Below are 24846 nucleotides of genomic sequence, written 5' to 3'. Positions count from 1 at the left end.
AGGCGGACGAGCCGGTTTCCGCATCGCGGTCCCATCAGGGCCGTCCGGCATCTCCCGAGCTGGTGAAACCGCCCGACCGGACTGATTATGATCACCTGATCAGGACTTTACAAAGTATTTGGCAATTTCAATCGCTTTTCTTACCATTCGAGCCACGCGAGCAGCAGCGTGATCCATTTCCACCGGAAATCCGATGAACACGCGAAATTGGTTCATTCGATGTCATTCGTGCGTTACCCAAGGTTCACCTGGTACGCCCTGCCTATTGCATGGAGTGTAGTTAGGTTTCTTCAAGCCGCTGATCACATTTAGAGGGTCCGAATGCATAAATCCGCTCGTAATGCGCGGAGAGCAACAATCGTTTCGACGAGGTCGTCGCCGGTGCCAGGCTGAACCTCGATGTCGAGGAATGCCACGTACCTGATCTGGTCCCGCCGGACGAGACCGGTCAGACGACGCCGCGACGGGTGCTGTTCGCACTGCGAAGCCGATCGCGACGACCGCGAGATCCCGGTCGCGAAGGTGGTGCGCCCGACCCTCTGAGGGAGTTCGGAATGTGCCGTTTCGGCGCTCCGGACGATCTGCCGGCCCCGGTAGAAAGGGATAGGTATGCAAGTTACGAGACAACGCAGGCAAGGCTCGGGAGTCCGGTTGGGGCTCTCGCGCCGGAACGGCCACCGGTTCCGCATCGTGGTGGCCGGTCTGGCCGGTGTTCTCACGATCGGCACGGGAGTGGCCGCCGCCACCACAGTGCCACTGGGCGACAACCAGGTCGGTACGCAGTACCGCAACGGGCTGCAGGTCGCCGACGACCAGCTCATCAACCCGATCGGCGCCCGGTTGATGACCCAGTTCGGCAAGTTCATGGGCTCGACGGTCAGCCCCGACGGGCGGTTCCTCGCGGCGACCAGCACCGACAAGTCGGTGGCTCTGCAGGTCTTCGACCTGAAGAGCTACAAGCTGATCTGGACGGTGGGCACCGCGGCCGGGGTCAACCAGAAGCTCGCCGACGGCACCGTCGGGCAAGAGGGGCCGACCTACTCGCCGGATGGCAAGTTCCTCTGGCTGCCCGAGCAGGACGCCATCACCCGGTTCCCGGTGAACGCCGACGGCACCTTCGGCACGCCGACCCGTTTCCCGATCCCGACGTCGGGAACCCACCTTTCGGGTAACGACCGCAGCACGGTGGCCAACTCCGCACTGGTCGGCCAGCTCAAGTACTCGCCTGACGGCTCGACCCTGTACGCCGCGTTCAACGGGCAGAACACAGTCGCGGCGCTCAACCCCGCCACCGGCGCGGTCGAGCGGACCTGGAACGTCGGCATCGCGCCCCGCGAACTCGCCTTCGTCGGCCACACGCTCTACGTGAGCAACGAGGGTGGCCGCCAGGCCCGGGCCGGCGACACGACGATGGACTCGTACGGCACCCAGGTGCCCGCCAACGGATCCACCGGCGCCTCGACGACCGGCACCGTCAGCGTCATCAACACCGCAAACCCGGGAGCGGCGGTCGGGTCGATCACGGTCGGGCTGCACCCCACCGCGATGTACGTCAAGAACAACGCGCTGTTCGTCGCCAACACCAGCAGCGACACCCTCTCGGTCGTCGACGCCACCAAGAACCAGGTCGTGCAGACGATCGACACCAAGCCGTGGCCGTCGTCCGATGTCGGCTACGAGCCCACCGGCATGGCGCTGACCGCCGACGGGCACCTGCTGGTGACCCTCGGCCGGGCGAACGCCGTCGCGGTCTACCGCTATGACGGCGCACCGAAGCAGCCGGTGAGCTACATCGGCCTGCTGCCGACGGACTACTACCCGTCGGACGTAGCGACGGTCGGCGGCCAGGTCGTGGTCACCAACACGCGCGGTATCGACGCGCGAGGCCCGGGCATCACGACGTCCAAGGGACAGGGCACCGTCCCGGTGACCGGCCACGACACGCACAGCACCACCGCGTCGCTGACCCGTTTCACCATGCCGAGCGACAAGGACATCGCCGGCAAGTACACCGACACGGTGTTCGCCCAGAACGGCTGGGGCAAGAACGACGTCCAGCAGTCCCGCGGCGGCAAAGCGGCGGCCGTGCCGGTGCCGGCCCGGATCGGCGATCCGTCGACGATCAAGCACGTCTTCCTGATCATCAACGAGAACCGCACCTACGACCAGATCCTCGGCGACATGAAACAGGGCAACGGTGATCCGACCCTGACGCAGTTCGGCGCGAAGACCACGCCGAACCAGCACGCGCTGGCCACGCAGTTCGGCCTCTACGACAACACCTACGACCCCGCGACGAACTCCGCCGAGGGCCACAACTGGCTCATGGAGGGCGACAACCCCGAGTACACCGAATCCTCGGCCGGTGAATACCAGCGCAGCTACGACACCGAAGAGGACGTCCTCGGTCACCAGCGTGCCGGTTTCCTGTGGACCGGGGTCGAGGCCGCCGGCAAGACGGCCAGGAACTACGGCGAGTTCGAGTACATGGAGGGCAGGCCCTCCGGCAGCTGGCAGCAGTACTACTGCGCGGCCACGAGCGTCCAGAACGGCGGCAATGCCGGCCAGCTGACCGCGCCCGCGCTGAAGGGCACCTACGGCTCGGCGATCCCGTCGTTGAACGCGATCGCCGACCCGCAGTCCCCGCCGTTCGACCTGTCGATCCCGGACGTCTACCGCGCCCAGCTGTGGAAGCAGGACTTCGAGAAGAACGGTCCGGCCAACTTGAACATGGTGTGGCTGTCCAGCGACCACACCGGCGGGCCGACCACTTCGGAGTCGGGCGTGGCCGACGGCGACCTCGCCATCGGCCAGATTGTCGACACGATCTCGCACAGCCAGTACTGGAAGGACTCGGCCATCTTCGTCGTCGACGACGACAGCCAGGACGGTGCCGACCACGTCGACGGACACCGCGCCCCGGTCCAGGTCATCAGCCCGTACGCGGTGCACGGCAAGACTGTGAGTACTTACTACTCGCAGATCAGCATGGTCCGCACCATCGAGCAGATGCTCGGAGCGCAGCCGCTCAACGAGAAGCTCGCGGCGGCCACACCGATGGTCGACGCGTTCACCAACAAGCCCGACTACACGCCGTTCACCACGGTGCGGAACCAGGTTCCCCTCACCGAGGGCATCGCCACCGCCCCGTCCTGCGGGCTCGACACCTTGGGCCAGACGGGCGCTGCAGCGGCCGCGCTGAACAAGGCCGAGGCGCAGAAAGTCGCGGTACCGGCGGACATGCAGGCCACCGCCGCCGCGTGGCAGACCTGGCTCGCCGGCCAGCACACCACCGGCAACGGCGCGATCCCGGACTTCTCGAACCCCGAGCAGATGAACCGCTACACCTGGTACCAGGCCCACCAATGGAAGACGCCCTACCCGGGCGACACGAAGATCTACCCACCCAACCAGGTACCCGGCGCCTACCTCCCCGGCCCCGACACCGACTGACGAATCAGCACCAACACCTCGACAGCAGCACGACGCGACGGCCCGCCGGACATCCGGCGGGCCGTCCGCGTTCCGCCTGGATCAAGGCGCGCGTCCAGATCGGCAGGGCCGGATACCGCCAGGAGTTCCTCTGCCCCGATGTGCCCTTCGAGCCGGCTCTGATCACTTCTTCGTCCTCCGATGTAGGTCTTGACGGTGTGTCTCTCGTCCGTCGTCGTGGCGTATAGCGTCGATCTGGCGCCCCTCACCATCCGCGGCGGCCACTCCCCCAGCATCGTCCTGCACCAACGCGACGGCGGCCGCGTCGCCGGCGGAGGCGGCATGACCCACCTCCCGACCGCCGGGATCTTCCAGCCCTCCAGTGTCCTGCCCACCGCTATCGCCGCCGGCTTCTCCCTCTGACGCAACATCCAGCGCGAATACGCCGAAGAACTCCTCGGCCACGACGAACACGACGGCAGCGGTCACCCCATCGCCTACGACCAGCTCGAGCCGTTCGTCACGCTTGACCGCGCCCTCGCCGACGGCTCGATCCGCGTGTGGTGCCTCGGCGTCACCCTCGACGCCCTCACCCTCACCGGCAACATCCCCACCGTCGCCGTCATCGAACCCGATACCTACGACGCCCTCTTCGCGGACGCGGTCGACACCAACACCGAAGGCTCAGTACCGCACGACGAATGGCCCGCAGCCTTGACTGGAGCCGCTGTTGCCGAGGGACGTCAAGCTTCCTCCGGTCCGACTGGCCTTCGACGACCCAGTGGACACCGTCCTGGCCAAGGACGATGAAGTCTGACTAGTCCTTCTTGCCGCTGTTGCGTTCGATCCACACACTGCTGGGGTTTCGCGGTGGTGACCCTTCACCAACGGTGGTCGGACAGACCCCCTGCTCTTCCGTCGGATGCTGCGCGCAACCTCCGTCGGAAGGTCCTCAAGCGATTGCCCCGGGAACCTCAGCAGCACGACCGACCCGGGAACCGCCCGAACCGAACCTTCGAAGCCGCCGCAACAGACTTGATCCGCGTGTCGGATCGGTCCTACTCTTCAGCGTCGACCACTGCCGAGGAGGACCAAACCAATGCGAGGCGCCAACCGTAGCCGTGGCCACTTGTTGATCATCTCCGGCGCACTGGCCGCCGGTCTGCTGGCCGCGACGAGCCCGGCAGCGGATGCAGCGCCGGCACGAGAACCGCTGTACTCCCCCGGTGCTCCAGGCGCCGGGGATCCGTATTTCCCCGACATGGGCAACGGCGGCTACGACGTCAGTCACTACGACATCCGGCTGGCGTTCAACCCCGAAACCAAAGCAATCAACGCGACCACGACGATCCTCGCCACGGCCACACAGGATCTCTCCCGCTTCGACCTGGACTTCCAGGGACCGCTGAAGATCAGCAGACTCTCGGTGGACGGCCGAAACACCACCTACAGCAGAAGCGGTGCCCAGGAGTTGGTGATCACCCCGCCGCACGGTCTACGGAAGGGTAGCTCGTTCGTCGTCTCGGTGAGCTACGCCGGCGTCCCGCAGAAGATCGACGACCCCGCGCTGGGCGTCTCCGGCTGGGTCGCCACCAAGGACGGCGCGGTCGCGCTCAACCAGCCGATCGGTGCGGCGACCTACTACCCGGTGAACGACACCACCGACGACAAGGCGACCTACACCCAGACCATCACCGTCCCCACCGGACTCACGGTGCTGGCCAACGGTGAACCTGGGCCCACCACCACGCACGATCACCAGACCACCTTCCGCTGGACCATGAACCGGCCGATGGCCAGCGAGCTGAGCATGCTCGCGATCGGCAACTACGACGTCACCCGCGGCGTGGCGGCCGGCGGCCTGCCGAACATCACCGCGATCGGCAAGTCGATCGACACCAAGCCCGGTCAGGGCAAGGTGTTCAACCAGACCACGGCGCAGGTCATCCAATGGGAATCCTCGATGTACGGGCGGTACCCGTTCGACTCGACCGGCGGCATCCTCGCCGACGTCGGCGTCGACTACGCCCTCGAGACGCAGAGCCGGCCGGTCTACGACCAGAGCACCAGCGATGTCGACGGCGACCTGCTCGCCCACGAACTCGGCCACCAGTGGTTCGGCGACAGCCTCACTCCCGTGCACTGGTCGGACATCTGGCTCAACGAAGGCTTCGCGACCTACTCCGAGTGGCTTTACCAGGAGAAATTCAACAACGTCCCCGTGCAACAGACCTTCGCGAAGGCCTACGCCGCCGAGAAGGACTGGAGCGGCGAAGTCGCCGACCCCGGACGTGATCACATCTTCGACGACCTGGTCTACAACCGCGGCGCGATGACACTGCAGGCGCTGCGCATGAAGATCGGCGACCGCGCCTTCTTCGAAGTGCTTACCCAGTGGCCGACCGCTCACCGATACGGCAACGTCTCGACGCGGCAATTCACCCAGTTCGTCGAGCGACTGACCCACCGCAACCTCGACTCGTTCTTCCACGCCTGGCTCTACCAAGCGGGCAAGCCGGCGCTCTGACCACGTCATGGACTGCACTGACCGCGTCACGCTCTCCTAAGGGATGTCTCGTAACCCGGTGTCGTGCTGGCTGGGTCGGTAGTTGATCCTGTCGGTGTGGTGCAGGTGATGCCTGCGTCGCGGCCGGAGTGGGTTGTCCGGTTCACCGGCCTGGAATCGGGTCAGTTCCGCAAGCCGATACGGCTGGTCGCCAAGCGGGGCGGAAACGAGATCGCCCACGGTCGGCCGGGCCGGCCGTGGGCATTGCCCCTGGCGATCGTTGACGGAGCCTGCGTGCGGGCGGAAAAAAGAGATCCATGACCGGCCCCAGTCCCGTGGATCGCGGTAAGTTCGGTCGAAGATCCACGTGCTGTCCGACCGCGGCGGCGTGCCGCTGACGGTCGCGGTTTCGTCGGCGAACACCAACGACTCCCTCCGACGATGGGTCCGCGACCGAGGCATCAAGGTCCGCATCGCCCGCAAAGGCATCGAATCCCACGACAAGCTCGGCAAGCACCACTGGGTCATCGAATGAACCATGGCCTGGCTGACCGGCTACCGACGTCTCACCCTGCGCTACGAACGCAAAGCCACCACTTCCGCGCCTTCCTCATCCTCGGAGCCGCCATCACCTGCCACAAGAAACTCCGGAAAAACGACATGAGACAAGCTCTAAGTCTTTACTCGCCAGGCCTCCGATCGAAAACGTTCGTCATTCTGAGCCCAAAAACTACGAGAAAATTCAATTATCGACGCAAAATCGGCAAATTCCAGAATAGAGAACAGTGCAGATCCGCTCAAGGAAGAACCATTATATGCTCGAGCGATCACAACGACATCGCCCCGGTAAACATAGCGCTGAACTAACCATGAATCCTGCGCCTCGGTGAGCGACACCGTCGCGGGATCATGAAATTCCTCCTCGATACGCAGGACTTCCAAGACGGCAGCAGTGTCCTCGCGAAGTCGACCTAGCCTCTCGTCCGAGAACTGCGGAAGATGCCCCAACTCCTCAAAGGCACCGTAGGCGAAGTTCGGATCAGCGCCGCCGATCAACTGGCCTTCGACAACCAGCTGAAAGCGCGACATTCCCGAACTTTCCACTGGTTCGACAACGAGGCCGAACTCGCCATCATCGGTCGAAAACCTCAACCTCTAGCCTCTCTTGATCGTAGCCGGAATATCGTCAAGCGGAATCCTCACTGACACTCCAGATTTCGTCGCTTCATTGCTACTGCCACTGAAGTGCCACACATCATCACCGTGCTGGGAGTACCGGTAGTATACAGCCTTTCTTCCTGAGCCAATTTTGGTCCAGCGCACCTTACTCACCTGGACACTGTTGGCAAATTGCTCCTCCGCGTCACCCGACAGTACGCCCTTCGCACGGTTGTAAGGATTAGGGCGACCGCCCGCCGGGTCGTGATGCCCTGGGTTTTCGCATACAGGACACGACGAATTGTGGACCAACACCGGCGTGGTGCCCACGAGTACATGGTACGTGTGGGTGGTGTCGATGGTGAGGTTGTAGGTGCGGAAGCTGCTGCTGTAGCGGTGCAGGGTTTGGATGGTGGCGTGGCCGTTGCCGGGTGTGTCGAGCAGGTCGCGGGGCTTCAGGTTGGTGGCGTCGGTCCAGTTGTGTGGCGACGTCGCACCACAGGTGGTGTGCGGTGGAGGTGATCTTCTTCGGGCCGGCGGGGGTGTCTCCGGCGAAGCTGTTACGACAAGCGGTCGCAACCTCGTCGGCGCCTTCGGCGATGAGGCTTCTGAATTCCGCTTCAACCCCGTCGGCAGCCAGGTGAGGTGGACGCCGGCGTCGACGGCGAGTTCGGCCCGTGGGCGGCGGCGACGACGGCGACGGGCACGAACCACGAGCCGACTTCGACAACGCCCTTGGCGCACCCGAGGAGCGCAAACTCGCTGAAGCAGTCGTCAACGACGTCCTTGACGCCGGAGTATTCGTAGATGTCCTCCCCGACATCCTTGACTATGCCCCAGACCTTCCCCCAGAAGCGTCCGTCGTCGTCGCCATCGTCGGATCCGCCGCGCGCTGCACCGCCCGATGAGCCGCGAGCCTTCTGCCCTGGCTGCTGGTGCCCGCCGGAGGGCGGAGTTCCATTGTTCGCGGGATGCTGTTGGCTCGCCCTGCAGCCGCAGATGTTCGAGTTTTTCGTCGGACAGCTCCAGCCACCGTTGCGGCAGGCGTCGCCGCCGACGGCGCTTGCCGCCGGGCAGGTGGCAGGCGCCGTCGGGGCCCGAGCACAAGCCGGTCGCGTCGGACTCTCCCACGGGGTTGTCGCTGGCGTAGGAGTAGCCGTTCATCTGCTGCGAGTCATCGGTGTTGAGCACCGGGTCGGCGATGGTGAAGCGTCCGGTCAAGGGGTCGTATTCACGCGCCCCGAGGTGCGTCAGCCCGCTGGCGTTCTGATAGCCGCCCAGGTAGCCGTGCTTGTCCGGCCAGGCGGACGGGGCCGGGCCGCGGGAGACGCCGTAGGGGTACTGGCGGCGTTGGGTGACGGCGAGGGTGTCGGCGTTGACGGTGGCGTAGGTAGTGCTCTGGGTCATCGACCACGACAGGCCGGTCGTGAAATTGCGCTCGGCGACGGGTGCGCCGTTGGACGTGTAGAACCGGGTCCCGACCGCGCTGGAGGTGCCGGTCGCGCGGAACAACTCCAGGTCATTGAGCGGCCGTCAGATAGGCGCTGGGCCCCGCCGGACACAATGCCGGCGGGGCCTAGTGGTACAGAGAACCAATCCGCTGCGGTACTCAGTCATGCTTCGCCTGGGCATCCTTTCACCTTTGTCTTCGCGATGTCGCTATCCGACTCGCGAGCACTTAGACGAAGTTGCCCACCGCTCGTATATCCGCCACATACCACCAGGATCTCAGCACCCACACTGGGCCACTCGGCTTCCCTCAAGGGGAGGTCATGAATCAACAGGCGATCCACAACACCAATCTCTCCTGATGACACCCTTACCCTGAGCCCGTACGGCATCTTGGCTACGATAGTGGCGAGAACGCGCAGGGTCGGGCGATCCACTGCGGGGACCAACTCGGCGTGGAGCCCGAGCGCACAGCGGTCGTCGTGGTCGGCCTTGGGGACGGCGACGATCCACGGCTCCGCGGCGCGCAGGGTTGCGCAGTGCACGAGAGGTACCTATCAGCTCTTACCCAGCTGCGAGGCGGGCGGCTCGGAGGGCGATGCGCCGGGTCCAGCCTGCTGGTGACCGAGGTCAACGCGGTGGGATTTCGTGCTGAGCTGGAGCGTGACGATGATCGCGGCGACGACTGCGAGGCCGGTCGCGATGAGGAACGACAGGCGGTAGCCGTCCACCAGGGAGCCGTTGTGGCCGTCGGTGGCCGCCGCGGCCGCGGTGGCGAGGATCGCGAGGCCGATCGCGGCGCCGGTCTGCTGGCTGGTGGTGAACAGCGCCCCGGCCAGTCCCTGGTCGCTGGCCCGGACCCCGCTGGTGATCGCGATCGACGCGGTCGGCAGCGCCAGCCCGACCCCAGCCGCGGTCAGCACCAGCCCCGGCAGCACCGCTGCCGGGTAGCTGGCGGCGGGGGTGATCTGCGCGAGCCACAGCTGCCCGGCGCCGATGCAGGCCAGTCCGGCGAGCAGGACGGCCTTGATGCTGAACCGGGCCAGCAGCCGGCGGGTACCGAGCGTGGAGACAAGCACCACCGTCGCGGTCGACGGGCCCAGCGCCAGGCCGGTCGCCACTGGGCTGAACCCCAGCACCTTCTGCATGTACAGCGACGCGAAGTACACGTAGCCGGCCAGGATGGCACCGATCAGCAGCATCGCCGCGATCGCGGCCCGCCGGGCCGGCTCCGCCAGGATCGACAAGGGCAGCATCGGGGCCGCCGCCCGCTTTTCGGCGAACACGAAGCCCGTGCTCAGCAGCACAGCCAGGACGAGAGCCGTGATGGTGACGGGCGCAGTGAAGCCGTGCTGTTGCCCACTGCTGAGTCCGAAGATCAGCGCCGCGATGCCGGTGGTCACCAGCAGCGCCCCGCGCACATCGACGCTGCCGCCGCCGGACCGTTTCCCGGCCGGCAGTCGCGGGACCAGCGCGAGCATGATGGCGATGATCGGCGGGTTGATCAGGAACACCGCCCGCCAGCCGAAGTACTGGGTGAGCAGCCCGCCGACCACTACCGCGGCGGTCGCGCCCGCGGCGGTGGTGGCCTGCCAGATCGCCAACGCCCGGTTGCGCGCAGCCCCTTCTGCGTTGGTCGTCGTCAGCAGCGACAGCGCAGCCGGGGAGACCATCGCCCCGGCCGCGCCCTGCACGATCCTGCCGATGATCAGCATGATCGGCCACTGCGCGAGTCCGCAGGCCAGCGACGCGATCCCGAACAGCGCCAGGCCGAGGGCCAGCACCTGCCGCCGGCCGAGCAGGTCCGCCAGGCGACCGCCTGCCAGCAGCAGCGACCCGAACGCCAACGCGTACCCGGTGACGATCCATTGCAACTCCGCCGCGGGCATGCCCAGCTCCCGCTGGATCGACGGCAACGCCACGTTCACAATGCTGAAGTCCAGCTGCAGCACGAACTGGGCGGCGCAGATCAGCCAGATGACAAGCATGGCCCGCCGCGATTCGCGCTCAGCGGGTAGAGGCGCGGCGCCATTCATCGAGTGGTCTGCCATTGGCGAATCTCCTGTCGTGGCTGTGTTCCGTACCGGTTCGTCGGCGTCAACCACGCCCGTCGTAACTTCGATGCCGATCCCGCGGCAGCGCGCACAGATACACTGCATCTGCCTGACAGATGACAGTGTCCAGATATGCTGCAATTCAGGCCTGGAGGCGGCGTTCGATGGAACTGAGACAGCTACGTCATTTCCTGGCGTTGGTCGAGGAACGCAGTATCACTCGCGCTGCCAAGCGCGAGCTCATCGTGCAATCGGGCCTGTCGAATTCCCTCCAGGCTCTCGAACGAGAACTCGGTACGCCGCTCTACGTCCGCGGAACCCGACCCGTCCGACTCACTGCGGCCGGCGAGGCTTTGGTGGGCCCGGCTCGCCGGACCCTGACCAGCGCTGCGCAGGCAGAACAGGCCGTACACCACACCCGTGACGTGCTCATCGGCACACTGCGCCTCGGCATCTCGCACTCCACTCAGCATCTGGTGCCGTTCATCTCCTATCTCGGCGAGTTCACCCGCGAACATCCCGGCATCGACCTGCGCCTGCAGTACGCGCCCGCGTTGACGATGATCTCGATGGTCGAGGCGGGAGAACTGGATTGCGTGATCGGACCCGCGGTCAACCAGGTCCCGGGCCTCCGGATGACTCGCCTGGCGCGAGAACCGCTGCACCTCGTCTGCCGTGCTGATCACCGCCTGGCAGAGCAGGCCGAGGTCACCATCAGACAACTCGCCAACGAACGGTTCGTCGAAGTACCCGCAGGGTGGACAGGTCGCCTGTTGAGTGACGCCGCGTTCGCCGGCGAAGGAATACCGCGCCGGATCGTCTGTGAGGTCGGCGACTGGGAACTGTTCCTCGAGCTGGTCAGCGCAGGCGTCGGTATCGGCTTCGCTCCAGCCGGCCTGCGGTACCCGGTGCTGACCGCGCCAGACAGCGTTCTGCGGCTCATCGCGGTCGAGGACATGCACCCGGAAAGGCACATCTACCTGATTCTGCCCTCGGTGGGCGAGACCAGTCCGGCAGCACAGCGGTTCGCCGATCAGCTGCTGCGTATCCACACCGCGGGCAGCTAACCGGCACCGGTAGTCCAACCCAGCCCGCCACCTCGGAAGGGGCGGTTGCCGGTGCGCTCATGGCGCGACCATCTGATCGTCAGATGCAGTCCATCTGTCACAGATGGACTGCACCTGTCACAGATGGACTGCATCTGATCGTCAGATGCAGTCCATCTGTGACAGGTGCGCCGCAGGCGACATCGGCGGCCACGGAGACGCGGTTATATGAAGCGAAACTTCCATGCCGACCGTGAACGCCGACCCAACGGCCGCCGCAGCCGCTCTGGAAGATCCACCACCCAGTCGGCGCCTACACGGCCGAAGAGAAAAGGAATTCGCCGAGATGAACCTCACCGACCACGCCGGAGTCCGGCTCACACACGGCAAGCCCAAGGTCAACGGCGTGGAGATCCACTACGCCATCGGTGGCGCCGGCGAGCCGGTGTTCTTGGTACACGGCGTGCCGAAGACCATGTCGTACTGGCGCCACCTCGTGCCGCTGCTGACCCCGCACTACACCGTCATCGCGGTCGACAACCGAGGCGCCGGCGGCTCCCAACGCCCGCTGTCCGGCTACGACACCGCCACGATGGCCGCCGACATCACCGAACTGGCCACCCACTTGGGCTTCGACCAGTTCCGCATCGCGGGAGAGGACTGGGGCGCGGCCATCGCCTACGCCGTCGCGGCCTTCCACCGGCCGCGGGTGCGGCAGCTGGTGTTCCAGGAAACGCTCCTGCCGGGATTGCCGGTCGGCCCGGGAATGCCGGGTGGCGGACCCGACCCCTCGCTCGCCGCCGACGACGTCCGCACCGGCTGGCACTTCAGCTTCTTCAGCCTGCCGCACGTGCCCGAGCTACTGCTGGCCGGGCGGGAACGCCCGTTCTGGACCTGGTACGCCCGACGCCAGATGTGGGACCCCAGCGCGCTGGCCGAGGAGGACATCGACGAAATAGTGCACTCGGCCGAACAGCCAGGGGGCACCAGCGCCATCTTGGAGATGTACCGCGCCCGCCAGGCCGACGCCGAACAGAACCGCCCGCACTACACCGACCCACTCAGCTGCCCGGTCCTGGCCGTCGGCGCCGAGGCCTATCTCGGAGACGCAGTAGCCAAACAGCTCACGCAAGTGGCCCGCGACGTCCGCGGCGTCGTCATCCCCGCGTCCGGTCACAACATCGCGTGGGAGAACCCCGCCGCCCTGGCCCAGGCGTACCTTGACTTCTTCGCCGCCGGCTGAGCCGCGGGTTCAGCCATGCCCCCTCGAACTCCGCACCGGCCGCCGACAGCACCCGAAACCCGCGCTCGTGCGCGTCCGCCACTGCCGTACGAAGCGGCGCTGTCTTGTCCACGCCGGCGTCTCCGGACAACACCAGCGCCGCCGTGCCGGCTCCGGCGCGGTCAAGGAAGGCGTCGAGCAGGGCCAAGTCGGCTTCGCGGCCGACGTTCCCCGTATCACCCGTGGCCGCCGTCCCTCCCCGGCCCACCTCGGCGCGCCCCACGCCGGGAAGCGGTGCTTCGCCAGTATGCGCCGGGCCGCCGGCGAAGACGCCCACCGATTTTTCTCGTGGGCACCGGTCCTTCCTCGTCCTCACCGACCCGCGCAGCCATAAGCGGAACTGCTATTCCGAGCCACCCTGGTGGCGCCGTCCGGGCCCGAAAGCACCGAACGGCCCCTGCCGGCGGCCGCCGAACGGACGGCGCGCCGACGCTAGCGGCCCCCATGCCGGGCCGATTCCGTCAAACGACCTAGTGGCACGGCCTGTGCCAATCCGACAACCCTTCGCCGGCAGGAGATCCGGTGTTCGGCATACCCGCTCATGTCCCCCGTGGCGCTGCTCGTGCCACCGCAGGGAGCCGGAACCCAGTCCACCTACCCGAGGAGGTCCCGTGATTCTCGAGACCCTCACCGTCCACAAGGAAAACGCGGTTCTGTTCGCGGAGATCGCGGCCCCGCTCATGAACCTCCTCGGACCCGAACTGGTTCGCGACCTGGTCTCCCTCATCCGGGAAACCGAGGCCGACGACACCGTCCAGGTACTCGTGTTCACCAGCGCCGACCCCGACTACTTCATTTCCCACGTCGACGTGACCCGGATAGCCCCTGTGTCCGGAGTCAGCTGACGACGCACCGGCGCGCCGCCCCGTAGTCCGGTCAACGGTGTGGCGCCGGCAGCTGTGGCTGAACAGCCCGGCCCTGCTCGTGCACGGCATCGCCCAAGTCGGGCAAGCCACCGTGTCCCTCGTCGGCGCCCAAGTCACCCCGCTCGACAAAAGCCTCGCCACGTCGTCGCGGGACTTCCGCTGACTGTAGGGTCTCGCGGCTGATGACGTAGCCGCAGGAGCTATGTCGCACGGATGTCGTATGCGAATCCGGATGAGGCCTCGGCCCTCTACCCGATCGACGGCCGCCAGGAAGTCGACCTCGGAGATGCCGCGCAGCCCGAGTCACCAGCAGTCCAGGAAGTCCCGGACGTCATCAAAGCCGTCGATTGCCCGCGCGTCCACATCTGTCGGGTCCGCGTCAGCACGCGCCGCCAACGACGCTGCCAGCGCCAAGGCCTCATCGCTGAGACGACCGAACCGCCGAACGGTATGTCCCAAGCACAGGCCGGCCAGCCCGAGTAAAGGGCTGCCCGACACGGCCCGCGTCCCGACCTCAACGCACCAGCGCTCGACGAACGTCTGCTCGTCGTCGTTCAACGCAGTTCCGACCAACACACTCGCCGCCTCGGGCTCAAACACCCGGTTCCCGAGCGCTCGCTCCAACGTTTCGACGACCGCATCGTGCGCCAGCGCGGGAGGGTTCTCGAAACGTCGATGAGATCGCACGCCACGACCTTATGTACTCCGCCGACCGACAAGGTCGCGCCCCGCGAGTTCTGGGACGTTGCTCGCACGACGGCAGTCGTGCCCGGTCTGATCGACAGCCACCTGCACCAGTTCAACTCTGCGTTCGACCGGCCCACCGTGTCGTTGCTCGAAGCAGCGCAATCACCGCGCGCGAGGCCCTGCACCTCTACACGCCCGGCAGTGCCACCACGCAGTTCGCCGAGCACACCCTCGGCACGATCGACCGTGGCAAGCTGGCCGACGTCGTCGTGCTCGGCGCCGACCCGCTGTCGGTGGATCCAGGTGCCATCAAGGACATCGGCGTCGATCTGACCGTTGTGGACGGTCGGGTGGTGTACGAGAAGGCCTGATCAAGCGGTCTTCTCGGCCGCCCAGTTGCGCACGGCGGGCGCGTAGCCGGCCGGCTTGTCGCCGACGTCGGGCCGGTGCTGACCAGCCACGACTGGTACTCCGGCGTGAACATGCGGTAGACGCCGGCCGGGTGTGCCGCACTGACGCGGTCGAGATCGGCGCGGATCTCCGCCCGGGGTCGAGGAAGTTGCCGCGGGCCTCGACGTAACGCCGGAAGATCGGCCGGGCTTCGTCTGCGGTCCTGCCCGTTGGGGCGTGGAACCCCGCTGTGTCGAAGTTCATGGTCCCGAGCGCGAGCCGGCTGACGCGGCATGACCCCACTGTGCTCGGCCAAAAATGAACCCGCAAGTCCAGATCTGGTCACGCCGGAAGAACCGGGCCGGGAGGGCTGCGCCGCCCTCCCGGCCCGGGACTAGCGGCCCGCGGTGAACGACACCGTGAGACCGCCGAGACGGGCGATGTGCGGTCCGCTCGCCAGGTTCCGCAGGTCGAACGACAGCCGCGCCGTCCGGTCGGTGCCGAGGGACACCGTCTGCTCGCCGGCGACCGTGCCGTCGAGCCAGAGCACGCCCGTATACGAACCGGAGCGCTCGCCGACGTTCTTCACCGCCGCCGTGATCCGCGGGTGGCCGTGGGAATCGGCCGCGAGGTCCGACACGGCGGAGCGCGGTTCGGGGCCCGGGGTGCGGTCGTGGACGAACACGTCGGAGTAGCCGTTCGTGTCCCCGGCGACGAGGTTCGTCGCCGCGCTTTCGAAGGCGACGTACTTCCCGTCGGTGCTGATCGACGGGAAGTCGCTGTATGCGTCACCCAATTCGCCGTGCGGGCCGCCGGAGATCTTCTCGGTCGTCCCGGCGTGCAGATCGCGCACGTAGACGTCGGAGAAGGCGTCGTCGCCGGCGACGAGGTTGGTGGCGAAGCTGAAGAACGCCACGAACGCGCCGTTCGCGCTGATCCGCGGGGTGGCGGTGTAAGCATTCGCCCCGCCGGCTGCGCCCAGCGCCTGCGTCACGAGAGTGTTGGTGTGCGTCTGCCGGTCGTAGACGTACACCTGGAAACCCTCTTCGGTGCCGCTGATCGCATACGCGACCTTGCGGCCGTCGGCACTGATCGACGGCTGCGTGGCCTCGGCTCCGCCGGGCGCCGGGATCATCTCCGTGGTCCCGGTGCGCCGGTCGCGCACGAACACGTCGCGGTGGGTGTTCGCGGTGCCGGGCACGAGGTTCTCCGCGCCGCTTTCGAACGCCACGAAACGGCCGTCGGCGCTGACACTCGGCTCGAGCGAATCACCGTCCGCCGACACGCCACCCGCGCCGGCCGACACCAGCTCGGTACGGCCGCTGACGCGGTCGCGCAGGAACACGTCCTGGCGGCCGTTGGTGTCCCCGGGCACCAGGTTGGTGGCGGTGCTGAGGAACACGGCGTAGCGGTCGTCCGAGGTCATGGCCGGCTGGCTCGACGACTGGTTCGCCTGCTCCCCGCCGGTGCCGACGGAGACCCGCTCGGTCTTGCCCGTCTTGCGGTCGTGCACGAACGCGTCGGGCACACCGTTGGTGTCACCCGGCACGAGGTTCGTGGCACCGCTGAGGAAACCGACGTACCGGCCGTCGGGGCTGACGGTGGGGCTGATGGCCCACGCGTTCGCGCCCGTGCCGTCGGAGGCGACAGACATCCGCTCGACGATCCCGGTGCGGGCGTCCCGCGCGAAGACGTCGACGTCCTCGTTGGTGTCGCCCGGCACGAGGTCAGGCGCCAGGTCGCCGAAGGCGATCACGCCGCCGTCGCCGCTGAGCGCGGGCCAGAACGCGTCCGCGTGGACCTCCTGTCCGGTCCCGGTCAACGAGACCCGCTGGGTCGCGGCCGGGCGAGGCAACGCGAAGTCCGTGCCGGCGTGGGACTTCTTGCCCGTGACACCGACTTGCCGAGGCTCGGTGGCCGAGATGCCGGGCGCGGACGCGGACACCTGGTAGGTGCCCTCGGGGACGTTCGGCACGGTGTAGCGGCCGTTGCGGTCGGACACCGCGGTGAGCTCGTCCGGGACACCGAGCACGCGGACGGTGGCGCCGGGCACCGCCGAACGCGTCGGGCCGAAGGTCACGCGGCCGGTGATCGTGCCGCGCGGGGTCGGCTGGAGCGTGATCTTCAGGTCGGCGATCGCGTCGTCCACGACGGTGGCGCTCACGTGCTGGTCGCGGTAACCGAAGCGGGACAGCGCGAGGTCGTAGCGGCCGGCCGGCAGGCGGAGCGTGAAGTGCCCCGCTGCGTCGGTCGTCGCCTTGCGGCCGGTCGAGGTGACCGTGATCGTGGTGCCGGACAGGGGCGCCCGCGTCCCGTCGGCCGTCACCGTGCCGCTGACGCCGCTGGTGAGCGACGCTTCGGCGACGGCCGCGTACGCGTCGATCCGGCCCGCACCGTAGCGGGTGTTGGGAAGTGCGCCGTAGCGGTCGTCGGAGAATGCCGTGCCGTCGAGGATGTCGAGGGTTTCGTCCACGCTGAGGCCGGGGTTCGCCTGCCGCATCAGCGCGACCGTGCCCGAGACGTGCGGCGTGGCCATCGACGTGCCGCTCAGGCTGCCGTACTCGCCGCCGGGCAGGCTCGACGTCACGTCGAGACCGGGCGCGGACAGGTCGGGCACGATGTAGCTGGCGGGCCAGGACTCCGGCGCGTTCTGCCAGTCCGTCTTGTGGACGACACCGCCGCAGGAGAAATCGGGCACGTTGTCGTCGGCGTCGGTCGCGCCGACACCCACCGACTCGTAGATGTTGCCCGGACTGGCCGAGCCGCCGGGCACGCAGTCGTTGCCGATGGCGAAGGCCGGGAACGCGCCGGCGAGGTAGATGTTGCGCGCGGGCTCCACCATCTCGTCGGCGTAGCCCTCTTCGCCGAGGGACATGCTGACGACGTCGGCCGGCTTACCGGCGGGCCTGCCGTCGGCGTCGTACGGCGCGATCGCCCACTGCATGCCGGCGACGACCTGCGCGAGCGTGCCGGACCCGCCGGGGATCACGAGGCCTGCCATCAGATCCGCGCCAGGCGCGACACCGATCTGCTCGCCGGACGCGGCGCCGCCGGCGATGGTGCCGGCGACGTGGGTGCCGTGGTAGGCGCTGTCGTGCGGCGTGGAGTGCACGGGCGTGCCGTCCTCACCGAACTCCAGCCAGCCACCGGGGTGCTCCGGATCGGCAGGGTCGTCGGTCACGAGCTTGCCCGCGAGGTCGGGGTGCTCGGCGTCGATGCCGGTGTCGAGGATCGCCACGCGCACACCCTTGCCGGTGAGCCCGCGTTCCTGTTGCACGCGGTCGGCGCCGATCTTCTGCACGCCCCACGTCGCCGTTTCGCCCGCCTGGCGAGTGGAGACCTTCTTGACCGGCGGCTCGGTCGGCGCGCTGAGGGTGAAGTTCGGGATCACGTGGTCGACCAGTGGCAGCGCGGCGACGGCGTCGAGGGTGGCCGGCGTGGCGCGCACGAGGACCATGTTCTTGAGCCAGAAGGTGTTCACGACCTGATCGCCGCGCGCGTCGACGAGGTTCACCACCGGCGCCTGCATGGCGGCGGCCGAATCGGCGAGCTGTCGGCGTGCGTCGGCGCGCGTGAGCCCGGTGCGGTCCTTGAGGACCACGGCGGCTTCGAACCGGGTGCCCGGGCCCATCCGGGCCGCGGCCATCCGGGTTCTCAGTTCCTGGGCGATCTTCGGCGAGTGGGCCGGTCCGGTGGGGGCGGCCGACGCCGGTACCGCGGGCAGTGCGCCCAGCGTCCCGGCGGTGACCAGCACCGCGAGGACCAGGCGTTGCCCGCGCGTCCGCAAGGCGGACAGGGACATGGGGAGACTCCTTCGCTCCGTCATCTCTGGCAGGGGAGATGTGGCGGGCGCGTCGGGGTGGGCGCCCGCCACCGGAAAACGGTGCAGGAGTGATCAGGGGCGTGACAAGCTCGCAGGGTGGCCAGTTCCGGTCAGCTGTCGGGTTTCCGACATCCTTCGTGGTCCGGACCAGTGGGAGGAACGACGTGCTCGAGGCGATCGGGCTCAGCGGTGACGACGAGGCGGTCTACGACGCGCTCGTCCACCGGACGCAGGCGACGGCCGCCGAACTGGCGGAAGACTGCCGCCGCCCGCCGGCGAGCGTGCGCCGGGCGGTGCAGCGGCTCGTGGACCTCGGGCTGGCGACGCGCTCGGCGGGGCGCCCGGCGCGGTTCGTCGTGGTGCCACCGGACAGCGCGATCGAGGCCGTGCTGCAGGAACGCGAAGCAGCGCTGCGCGACACGCGCCGTCACATCGCGACGTTGACGGCCGCCTACCGTGCGAGCACCCGCTTCGCGCAACCGGGCGAGCTGGTGGAGGTGATCTCCGGGCGCGACGAGGTCAATGAGCGATGGGCGTGCGTGCAGCAGGAGGTCCTTGTGCAGATGCGCGGGTTCGACCGCCCGCCGTACGCCGCGCCGAACGGGCACCAGGAGCCGAACCACATCGAGCTCGCGCTACTGGAGCGGGGCGTGCGCTACCGCGTCGTATACGACAAGAGCGCGCTCGAACTCAGCGGCGTCCTCGACGACATCGCGGTCGGTGTGCGCCACGGTGAGGAGGCCCGGATCGCCGGCGAGGTGCCGATGAAGCTCGCGATAGCGGACGACCGGTACGCGATGATTCCCTTGCTGCGCCCCGGGGACGTGGCGTTGACAGCTTCGTACGTGATCCACCCGTCGCCGCTGCTGGACGCGCTGATCGCGTTGTTCGAGGCGGTGTGGGCGCGGAGCGTGCCGTTCCAGTCGGGCGCTTCGGACGCGTTGCCGCCCGGCGAGGCGCAGCTGCTGATGCTGCTGGCGTCCGGGCTGACGGACAAGGCGGTCGGGCGCGCGCTGGGCTGGAGCGAGCGCACGGTGCAGCGGCACGTCACGAAGCTGATGCACCGCGTCGGCGCGCGCACCCGGTTCCAGATCGCGATGGAAGCCACGCGGCGAGGCTGGCTGTGATCATCGGCTCGAAGCCGTAGCGAGCGGCGAGGCACGCTGGACGGTTTGGCGCGCGCGTGCCGCCTCCGTACCGGTCGGCCGAGGAGATGGCTGACGTCATCGCCGATGGCGGGCGCGGGCAGGCTACGACGTCGCCTTCCCCGAATGCGGGACCTCGCTTCGCCGTGCCTTCGGCGAGCGCGTCGCCCCGGACGTCGTTTCTTGGCCCGAGGTTCACTCGCTGGTTGGGTGGCACCGGGATCGCGTTGTGCTCACCCGGCTCCCGGGCGCCATACTGCCAGGACGCCGGCGCCGCGCACTTCCCGAAGCCGTTGCGCTCCACCGCGGTCCGGTGGCCCATGCTGAACTCAGCACGGAGCCGCCGCGCCGGCTCCGGTGCGGTGCGGTGCGGTGCGGTGCGGTGCGGTGCGGCGAAGGATGCGCCGCTACGACGGCTACTTGCGGCCGTCGGGCTCGGCGTTGTGCCAGGCTCCGGTTCCGGCGCCCGCCGGAGCGCACTACACCCAGCGCGAAACCCTTCACCACCAGGCCCTGAGCCCCAGGTCAGGGGTTCGTCGGTGCCTCGCCGCGTTTCAGGGCGGCGATGGTGGCCCGGATTCTCTCTTCTTCCTCGTCAGCGGCTGAGCCCATGCCGGTGACCCGTTCCATGTGGACGACCAGGAGGGCTTCAAGCCGATTCAGCCATTGGGCGTTCGATTCGCCGGGTCTCTGCTGTACCTGGTCAGCCATGCCCTCAGAGTACGGCTTCGCCCTGACCCGCGAAGCCGCTTGGAAGCCGATCTTGGCTAAAAAATCAGTCTCCGCACACAAGCGCGGCGTTACGGACTGTGGCAGCAGTGTCGCGCCATGACGACTGTACGTAGTGATGTCCCGGCGGGCCGGCCGTGCTGATCCCCGGCACGGTGCCCGGAGGCCCGGGCCGCCCCGAGCTGATGGCCGTGCGCTCCAGCGGCGGCCTGAATCGCCACTCCTCGACAAAGCAGGCCGGCGAGGCGCTGTGCCGAGGACTGCGCAGCGGGACCGTCCTCCTCGACCTCGGCCCGCTGTACCCGGAGTTGTCCCCGACCGCGCCTGCCGGCGCTGTCTGCCGGCCGCGAGACCCACCCCGCGGTCTCGCCGGCCCGGTGCGCAAACTGGCTTACCGCAGGTACAGCGAGGCCCGCGCGGCGCGGTGGCTGCTCCTGCCGGCCGCCGACCGGGTCGACGCGTGGGAACACCACACCTCCGCTCGTTCGCCACGGTCCCCCCCGGACAACCCCGTCACCGAAAACGGTTTCCCCAGCGAGTTCCGCCACGGCTTTTCATCCCGGGTCGGTAAGAAACGCGCGGACGTCAGGCACCACCTGCTGGACCCGGTCATCGTGGCAGGAGCTTGGGCGCTGGGCGGCGGCCAGGAAACTTCTCCGCAGCCGATGACAGAACCAGGTCAGACCGTCCGCCCGGGCTAACCGGACTCGTCGCGGTCGAGCATCGCCGCGTAAGCCGCCGTCATGACCCAGCCGTACGCGATGTGTGGCACCACGTCGGACACCCAGTCCGACAGCGACCAGTTGCGCGGGTTCGACACCCCGATCGCCGCCATCGGCGCGGCCGACACGGCGATGGCGCGGTGGTGGCCGCTCCGGGCCCGTCGGCGGGGATCGTGATACCGGCCAAGTCGGCCAACCGCGTCACACTCTGCTCCGGGGTCCGGCTGGCCGGCCTGCCGCGCAGCGCCATGTCCAGGTAGGTGACGGCGTGCAACGCCGTCGTACCCGCCGCCTCCGCGGCGAGGCCACGGAGAATCGATCTCATCATGCCGACGAGTGCCCGCACTCACACCGGCGAAACCCGAACGCCCGGCGCGGCGATCGCAGGGGGGTCGTTGTCGACAGGAACGAGGAGCGGCCGAGCAGGTCGACCCGGGAGCCCACGAACGGCAGCCGATGTGTGGCCTCGAGTACGGGATAGCGGTCGATCGGCCGGTATGGAACAGGGCGGCGCTTCTGCTTCACCACCTCACCGGCAACCACGATCGTCGCGTTACGCCGGGTGAATCAAGTCAGTCGCGGGCCAGCGCCAGCCGTCCCCGCAGGGCGAGCATGACCGTGCCGGACCCCGCGCCGACGGCCCGGCGAGCACGAGGTCGCCGGGCCAGCACGCCGCCGTTACGCCCGGCGAAGAGGCCGAAGGGTGGAGCACCGAATTTGCGGCGCCCCACCCTGGCCGGCGATCAGAGACCGGCGAGCACCGCGAACGGATCGGCCGCGCCACCGTTGTCGAGGGCGGCGATGCGCCGGCCCAGGGTGAAGGCGGCGCCCGGGGCGAGCGTGATCTGCCGCTGCGTCATGGCCCAGATGCCGCACGCGTACACCGTGAAGCCCGGTTCGTCGTAGAGCAAGCCGTAGGTCTGGCGGTCGGAGCCGGTCATGCCCAGCCACGGGGCGGTGGGGGTGAAGTCGGCGGGCGCGGAGGCGGTGATGGCGCCGTGGCCGGCGATGCCGCTGCGCTGGCCGGTGCCGTCGTGGTCGAGGACGTCGCCGATCCAGAACGTGCGGGCAGCGTCGGCGGTGTTGGTGAACACGGTCTCCGCGCGCACCCACGGCTCGCCCGTGCGCACGCCGAACGTGGTCACCACGCCGATGCCCGCCACCGCGGTACTCGCGCCGGTCACCCGGACCTCGGTCGGCGAGATGAGCTCGACGGCGGTGGCCCGCACGGTCAGCTGCTGCCACGCGTTTCCGCCGCGCGGCTGCGCCGCCGACGCGTAGGGCAGGTTCATCCAGTCGAGCTGGTCGAGGTGCCCGAGCGCGGCGAGGTCGAGCGGCTTGCCCAGCGTGACACCGGGCAGCTGGGGGTCGGTGGTGCCGGCCGAAATCGCCAGCGCCAGCAGGTCGTTGGCCAGCACGAAATCCGACGCGGTGGCCTGCGACTGCGGGCCGGGCACCGTGCGACCCTTCGCCGCGCCGGCCACCGACCGCGCCAGCCGGAAGTCCACTGTGGACCCGCCGGTCGCGCCGATCCGCACCGGCACGGACGCCAGGTCGTAGCCGACCCCGTTGACGCGCAACGTGTAGGCGCCGGCAGGGGCGAAGGCGACGTACTCGCCGGCCGGGTCGGTCGTGACGGCGACGAGGCGCGACCCGTCCTCCCGGTGCACGGCGACCTCGACATTGCCCAGCGGCTTGCCGTTCGCGCGGTCGGTGACCACCCCGACCAGGCCGTCGCCGTCGTCGACGCGGTACGCGCCCGGCACGCCGTCGCGCACCTCGTAGGCCGCGATCGTGTAGGCGGGCGACGCCGCGTCGCTCGCGTTGAGCACGATCCGCAGGTCGCTGCGCCACTTCTCGCGGGTGACCACGCACTTCACGTAGCCGCGGTAAGTGCCGTTGTAGAACTTGACGTGCGGGTTCGCCGGCAGGCCCAGTCGGACGTCGGCGTCCCAGCCGGCGCCCGACGAGATCGATGTGCCCACGAATTCGGTGGCGATCGTGCGTGAGTGCGAGTCGTCGAAGTCGGTCTTGAGATCGTTGACCCAGTGCGTATGCCAGTCGCCGCTCAGCACCACCGGGTTGGCGGGCCGCTCGCGGGCGATGAAGTCGAGGATGCGCGCGCGGGCCGGCGGGTAGCCGTCCCACTGGTCCAGGTTGACGATCTTGCCCGGCCCGAGGTCGTAGTCGAACTGCGCCATGATGGTCTGCTGCGCGATCACGTTCCAGGTGGCCTTCGACGCGGCGAGCCCGTCGAGCAGCCAGCGCTCCTGCTCGGGTCCGGTGAGCGTGCGCGCCGGGTCGAACACCTCGCCGGTCGGTTCCTTGCGGCCGTCGCCCAGCGCCTGGTCGGAGCGATACTGGCGCGTGTCGAGGATGCTGAACTCCGCGAGCCGGCCGAAGCTCATCCGCCGGTACATCAGCGCGTCCGGACCGTGCGCTTGCTGCTCGGGGCGCATCGGCAGGTGCTCGTAGTACGCCTGGTAACCGTTGGCGCGCCGCTCCAGGAACGGCCGGCCGTCCCCGGCGCCGCCCGCGACGTCGCCGGCGTAGTTGTTCTGCACCTCATGGTCGTCCCAGGTGAGGAAGAACGGGAACCTCGCGTGTGCCGCGCGCAGGTCCGGGGAGGTCTTGTACAGCGCGTGCAGCCGACGGAACTCGTCGAGGCCGCCCTTGGTGGTCTCGTAGATGTAGTCGCCGAGGTGCACGACGAAGTCGAGGTCCTGCCCGGCCAGGTCGCGGTAGGCCGGGTACGGCCCGCCCGCCCACGACTGGCACGACACGAACGCGAACCGCATCACGTCCGGCTTCGCCCCGGGCGCTGGCAGCGTGCGCGTGCGGCCGGTACGGCTGCGGACGCCGTCAGCCGTGAAGCGGTACCAGTACCACCGATCCGGCGCCAGGTCTGTCGCCAGCACGTGCACGGTGTGCGCCGACTCGGGCACCGCGGTGACCGCCCCGCGCGCGATCACGTGGCGGAACCCTTCGTCGCGCGCCAGCTCCCATGTCACCTGCACCGGCTCGGCCGGCATCCCGCCGGTCGCCGCGTCCAGGGGGTCCGGCGCGAGCCGCGTCCACAGCACCACGCTCGTGTGGTCGGGCTCGCCGGAAGCCACACCCAGGGTGAACGGCGCGGGGTCCAGCTCCGCCGCTTCCGCGAGCTGCCCCGCCCCCAGCGCCACCGCACCGACCGTGCCACCGGCCAGCGTCAGGAACCGCCGCCGATCCAGAGAAAACGTCGCCATCTGTCCGTCTCGTCCGTTCTGTCGCCCAAACCTCGGCGAGCGTGCCGGACCCAGGTGCCGACCTCGTGGCGGCGAGTTGAACGGCTCCGGTACACCGGACGTCCGGTGTCGGTGGTCGGCAGAAGACTTCCCAGGCCGCCCCCAGCGATCGCCCGGAAAAGCTTGGGTACTGCGGATTCATCAGAATTCGAAGGCAGCGGCGCGGAGCTCTTTTTGACCTCCTTCGAAGTGCGCAGCCTGCAGGAACTGATGCCGCCGGAGGGCTCGTGTGCCGACAGGGCACGTTGATGCCCGGGGCTGGTCACGATGTCG

The 24846-nt window shown here is 68.3% G+C and carries 18 protein-coding genes and 1 pseudogene; 10 read left to right on the top strand and 9 right to left on the bottom strand.

Annotated features, from left to right (window positions below; all coding sequences use genetic code 11):
* The first annotated feature begins 651 nt into the window (after nucleotides 1-651).
* From ACQPXB_RS22560 to ACQPXB_RS22545, 4 genes and pseudogenes are all read left to right on the top strand, one after another.
* On the top strand, nucleotides 652-3453 hold the full coding sequence (locus ACQPXB_RS22560) for a bifunctional YncE family protein/alkaline phosphatase family protein (protein WP_432855526.1): 2802 nt from the start codon (nucleotides 652-654) through the stop codon (nucleotides 3451-3453).
* 189 nt (nucleotides 3454-3642) lie between these two features.
* The gene (locus tag ACQPXB_RS22555; protein ID WP_432855523.1) at nucleotides 3643-3855 is read left to right on the top strand and encodes a hypothetical protein; all 213 of its coding nucleotides are present in this window, start codon (nucleotides 3643-3645) and stop codon (nucleotides 3853-3855) included.
* Nucleotides 3856-4561: 706 nt separating this feature from the next.
* Entirely contained in the window at nucleotides 4562-5959 is a 1398-nt protein-coding gene (locus ACQPXB_RS22550) for a M1 family metallopeptidase (protein WP_432855520.1), read from the top strand.
* 252 nt (nucleotides 5960-6211) lie between these two features.
* Nucleotides 6212-6592 (top strand): annotated as a pseudogene (locus ACQPXB_RS22545) (transposase); the annotation flags it as partial.
* A gap of 18 nt (nucleotides 6593-6610) precedes the next feature.
* On the opposite strand, the gene ACQPXB_RS22540 reads toward ACQPXB_RS22545, so the two are convergent.
* The 4 genes from ACQPXB_RS22540 to ACQPXB_RS22525 form a co-directional block, all read right to left on the bottom strand.
* Entirely contained in the window at nucleotides 6611-7090 is a 480-nt protein-coding gene (locus ACQPXB_RS22540) for a hypothetical protein (RefSeq protein WP_432857341.1), read from the bottom strand.
* Between the two features lie 3 nt (nucleotides 7091-7093).
* A complete protein-coding gene (locus ACQPXB_RS22535; protein ID WP_432855517.1) occupies nucleotides 7094-7810 on the bottom strand; it encodes a hypothetical protein in 717 nt (238 codons plus the stop codon).
* Between the two features lie 60 nt (nucleotides 7811-7870).
* On the bottom strand, nucleotides 7871-8608 hold the full coding sequence (locus tag ACQPXB_RS22530) for an RHS repeat-associated core domain-containing protein (RefSeq protein WP_432855514.1): 738 nt from the start codon (nucleotides 8606-8608) through the stop codon (nucleotides 7871-7873).
* A gap of 494 nt (nucleotides 8609-9102) precedes the next feature.
* Nucleotides 9103-10596 (bottom strand): MFS transporter, encoded by a 1494-nt coding sequence (locus ACQPXB_RS22525; protein WP_432855511.1) that lies wholly within the window; start codon nucleotides 10594-10596, stop codon nucleotides 9103-9105.
* 167 nt (nucleotides 10597-10763) lie between these two features.
* Here ACQPXB_RS22525 and ACQPXB_RS22520 point away from each other — a divergent pair, with 167 nt between their 5' ends.
* From ACQPXB_RS22520 to ACQPXB_RS22505, 4 genes are all read left to right on the top strand, one after another.
* Nucleotides 10764-11666: a LysR family transcriptional regulator gene (locus tag ACQPXB_RS22520; protein ID WP_432855509.1), complete on the top strand. Its 903-nt coding sequence runs from the start codon at nucleotides 10764-10766 to the stop codon at nucleotides 11664-11666.
* Nucleotides 11667-11991: 325 nt separating this feature from the next.
* Complete coding sequence (locus tag ACQPXB_RS22515; RefSeq protein WP_432855506.1) at nucleotides 11992-12888, top strand: alpha/beta fold hydrolase; 897 nt, start codon at nucleotides 11992-11994, stop codon at nucleotides 12886-12888.
* A 650-nt stretch (nucleotides 12889-13538) separates the two neighbouring features.
* Nucleotides 13539-13772 (top strand): hypothetical protein, encoded by a 234-nt coding sequence (locus ACQPXB_RS22510; protein ID WP_432855503.1) that lies wholly within the window; start codon nucleotides 13539-13541, stop codon nucleotides 13770-13772.
* A 37-nt stretch (nucleotides 13773-13809) separates the two neighbouring features.
* A complete protein-coding gene (locus tag ACQPXB_RS22505; protein ID WP_366589405.1) occupies nucleotides 13810-13956 on the top strand; it encodes a hypothetical protein in 147 nt (48 codons plus the stop codon).
* A 140-nt stretch (nucleotides 13957-14096) separates the two neighbouring features.
* Here the strand turns inward: ACQPXB_RS22505 and ACQPXB_RS22500 are convergent, their stop codons facing one another.
* Nucleotides 14097-14351: a hypothetical protein gene (locus ACQPXB_RS22500; protein ID WP_432855500.1), complete on the bottom strand. Its 255-nt coding sequence runs from the start codon at nucleotides 14349-14351 to the stop codon at nucleotides 14097-14099.
* Nucleotides 14352-14491: 140 nt separating this feature from the next.
* Between ACQPXB_RS22500 and ACQPXB_RS22495 the strand changes: the two genes are divergently transcribed.
* Entirely contained in the window at nucleotides 14492-14851 is a 360-nt protein-coding gene (locus ACQPXB_RS22495) for an amidohydrolase family protein (protein ID WP_432855497.1), read from the top strand.
* A 413-nt stretch (nucleotides 14852-15264) separates the two neighbouring features.
* On the opposite strand, the gene ACQPXB_RS22490 is transcribed toward ACQPXB_RS22495, so the two are convergent.
* Nucleotides 15265-18672 carry a S8 family serine peptidase gene (locus tag ACQPXB_RS22490; protein WP_432855494.1) on the bottom strand — a complete coding sequence of 1136 codons (3408 nt, stop codon included), beginning with the start codon at nucleotides 18670-18672 and terminating at the stop codon, nucleotides 15265-15267.
* A 185-nt stretch (nucleotides 18673-18857) separates the two neighbouring features.
* Here ACQPXB_RS22490 and ACQPXB_RS22485 point away from each other — a divergent pair, with 185 nt between their 5' ends.
* Nucleotides 18858-19820 (top strand): helix-turn-helix transcriptional regulator, encoded by a 963-nt coding sequence (locus tag ACQPXB_RS22485; protein ID WP_366589415.1) that lies wholly within the window; start codon nucleotides 18858-18860, stop codon nucleotides 19818-19820.
* A gap of 543 nt (nucleotides 19821-20363) precedes the next feature.
* Here ACQPXB_RS22485 and ACQPXB_RS22480 read toward each other — a convergent pair.
* The 3 genes from ACQPXB_RS22480 to ACQPXB_RS22470 all read right to left on the bottom strand — a co-directional run bounded on the left by ACQPXB_RS22480 (nucleotide 20364) and on the right by ACQPXB_RS22470 (nucleotide 24534).
* The gene (locus ACQPXB_RS22480) at nucleotides 20364-20549 is read right to left on the bottom strand and encodes a hypothetical protein (RefSeq protein WP_366589417.1); all 186 of its coding nucleotides are present in this window, start codon (nucleotides 20547-20549) and stop codon (nucleotides 20364-20366) included.
* A gap of 715 nt (nucleotides 20550-21264) precedes the next feature.
* Nucleotides 21265-21402, bottom strand: coding sequence for a hypothetical protein (locus ACQPXB_RS22475; protein ID WP_432855490.1), 138 nt, complete (start codon nucleotides 21400-21402; stop codon nucleotides 21265-21267).
* A gap of 630 nt (nucleotides 21403-22032) precedes the next feature.
* The gene (locus ACQPXB_RS22470; protein ID WP_432855487.1) at nucleotides 22033-24534 is read right to left on the bottom strand and encodes an alkaline phosphatase D family protein; all 2502 of its coding nucleotides are present in this window, start codon (nucleotides 24532-24534) and stop codon (nucleotides 22033-22035) included.
* Between the last annotated feature and the right edge of the window lie 312 nt (nucleotides 24535-24846).

The organism is Amycolatopsis sp. CA-161197 (genome assembly GCF_050942255.1).
In the GTDB taxonomy this organism is placed as follows: domain Bacteria; phylum Actinomycetota; class Actinomycetes; order Mycobacteriales; family Pseudonocardiaceae; genus Amycolatopsis.
The sequence above is the reverse complement of the archived record's forward strand: the minus strand, read 5'-3'. Positions and strand labels throughout refer to the sequence as shown.

What these genes read in the sequence shown, in the direction of transcription:
- ACQPXB_RS22525 (WP_432855511.1), bottom strand. Translation starts at nt 10,596, where the DNA reads ATGGCAGACCACTCGATGAATGGCGCCGCGCCTCTACCCGCTGAGCGC.
- ACQPXB_RS22520 (WP_432855509.1), top strand. Translation starts at nt 10,764, where the DNA reads ATGGAACTGAGACAGCTACGTCATTTCCTGGCGTTGGTCGAGGAACGC.
- ACQPXB_RS22515 (WP_432855506.1), top strand. Translation starts at nt 11,992, where the DNA reads ATGAACCTCACCGACCACGCCGGAGTCCGGCTCACACACGGCAAGCCC.
- ACQPXB_RS22495 (WP_432855497.1), top strand. Translation starts at nt 14,492, where the DNA reads ATGTACTCCGCCGACCGACAAGGTCGCGCCCCGCGAGTTCTGGGACGT.
- ACQPXB_RS22490 (WP_432855494.1), bottom strand. Translation starts at nt 18,672, where the DNA reads ATGTCCCTGTCCGCCTTGCGGACGCGCGGGCAACGCCTGGTCCTCGCG.
- ACQPXB_RS22480 (WP_366589417.1), bottom strand. Translation starts at nt 20,549, where the DNA reads ATGGCTGACCAGGTACAGCAGAGACCCGGCGAATCGAACGCCCAATGG.
- ACQPXB_RS22475 (WP_432855490.1), bottom strand. Translation starts at nt 21,402, where the DNA reads ATGGCGGCGATCGGGGTGTCGAACCCGCGCAACTGGTCGCTGTCGGAC.
- ACQPXB_RS22470 (WP_432855487.1), bottom strand. Translation starts at nt 24,534, where the DNA reads ATGGCGACGTTTTCTCTGGATCGGCGGCGGTTCCTGACGCTGGCCGGT.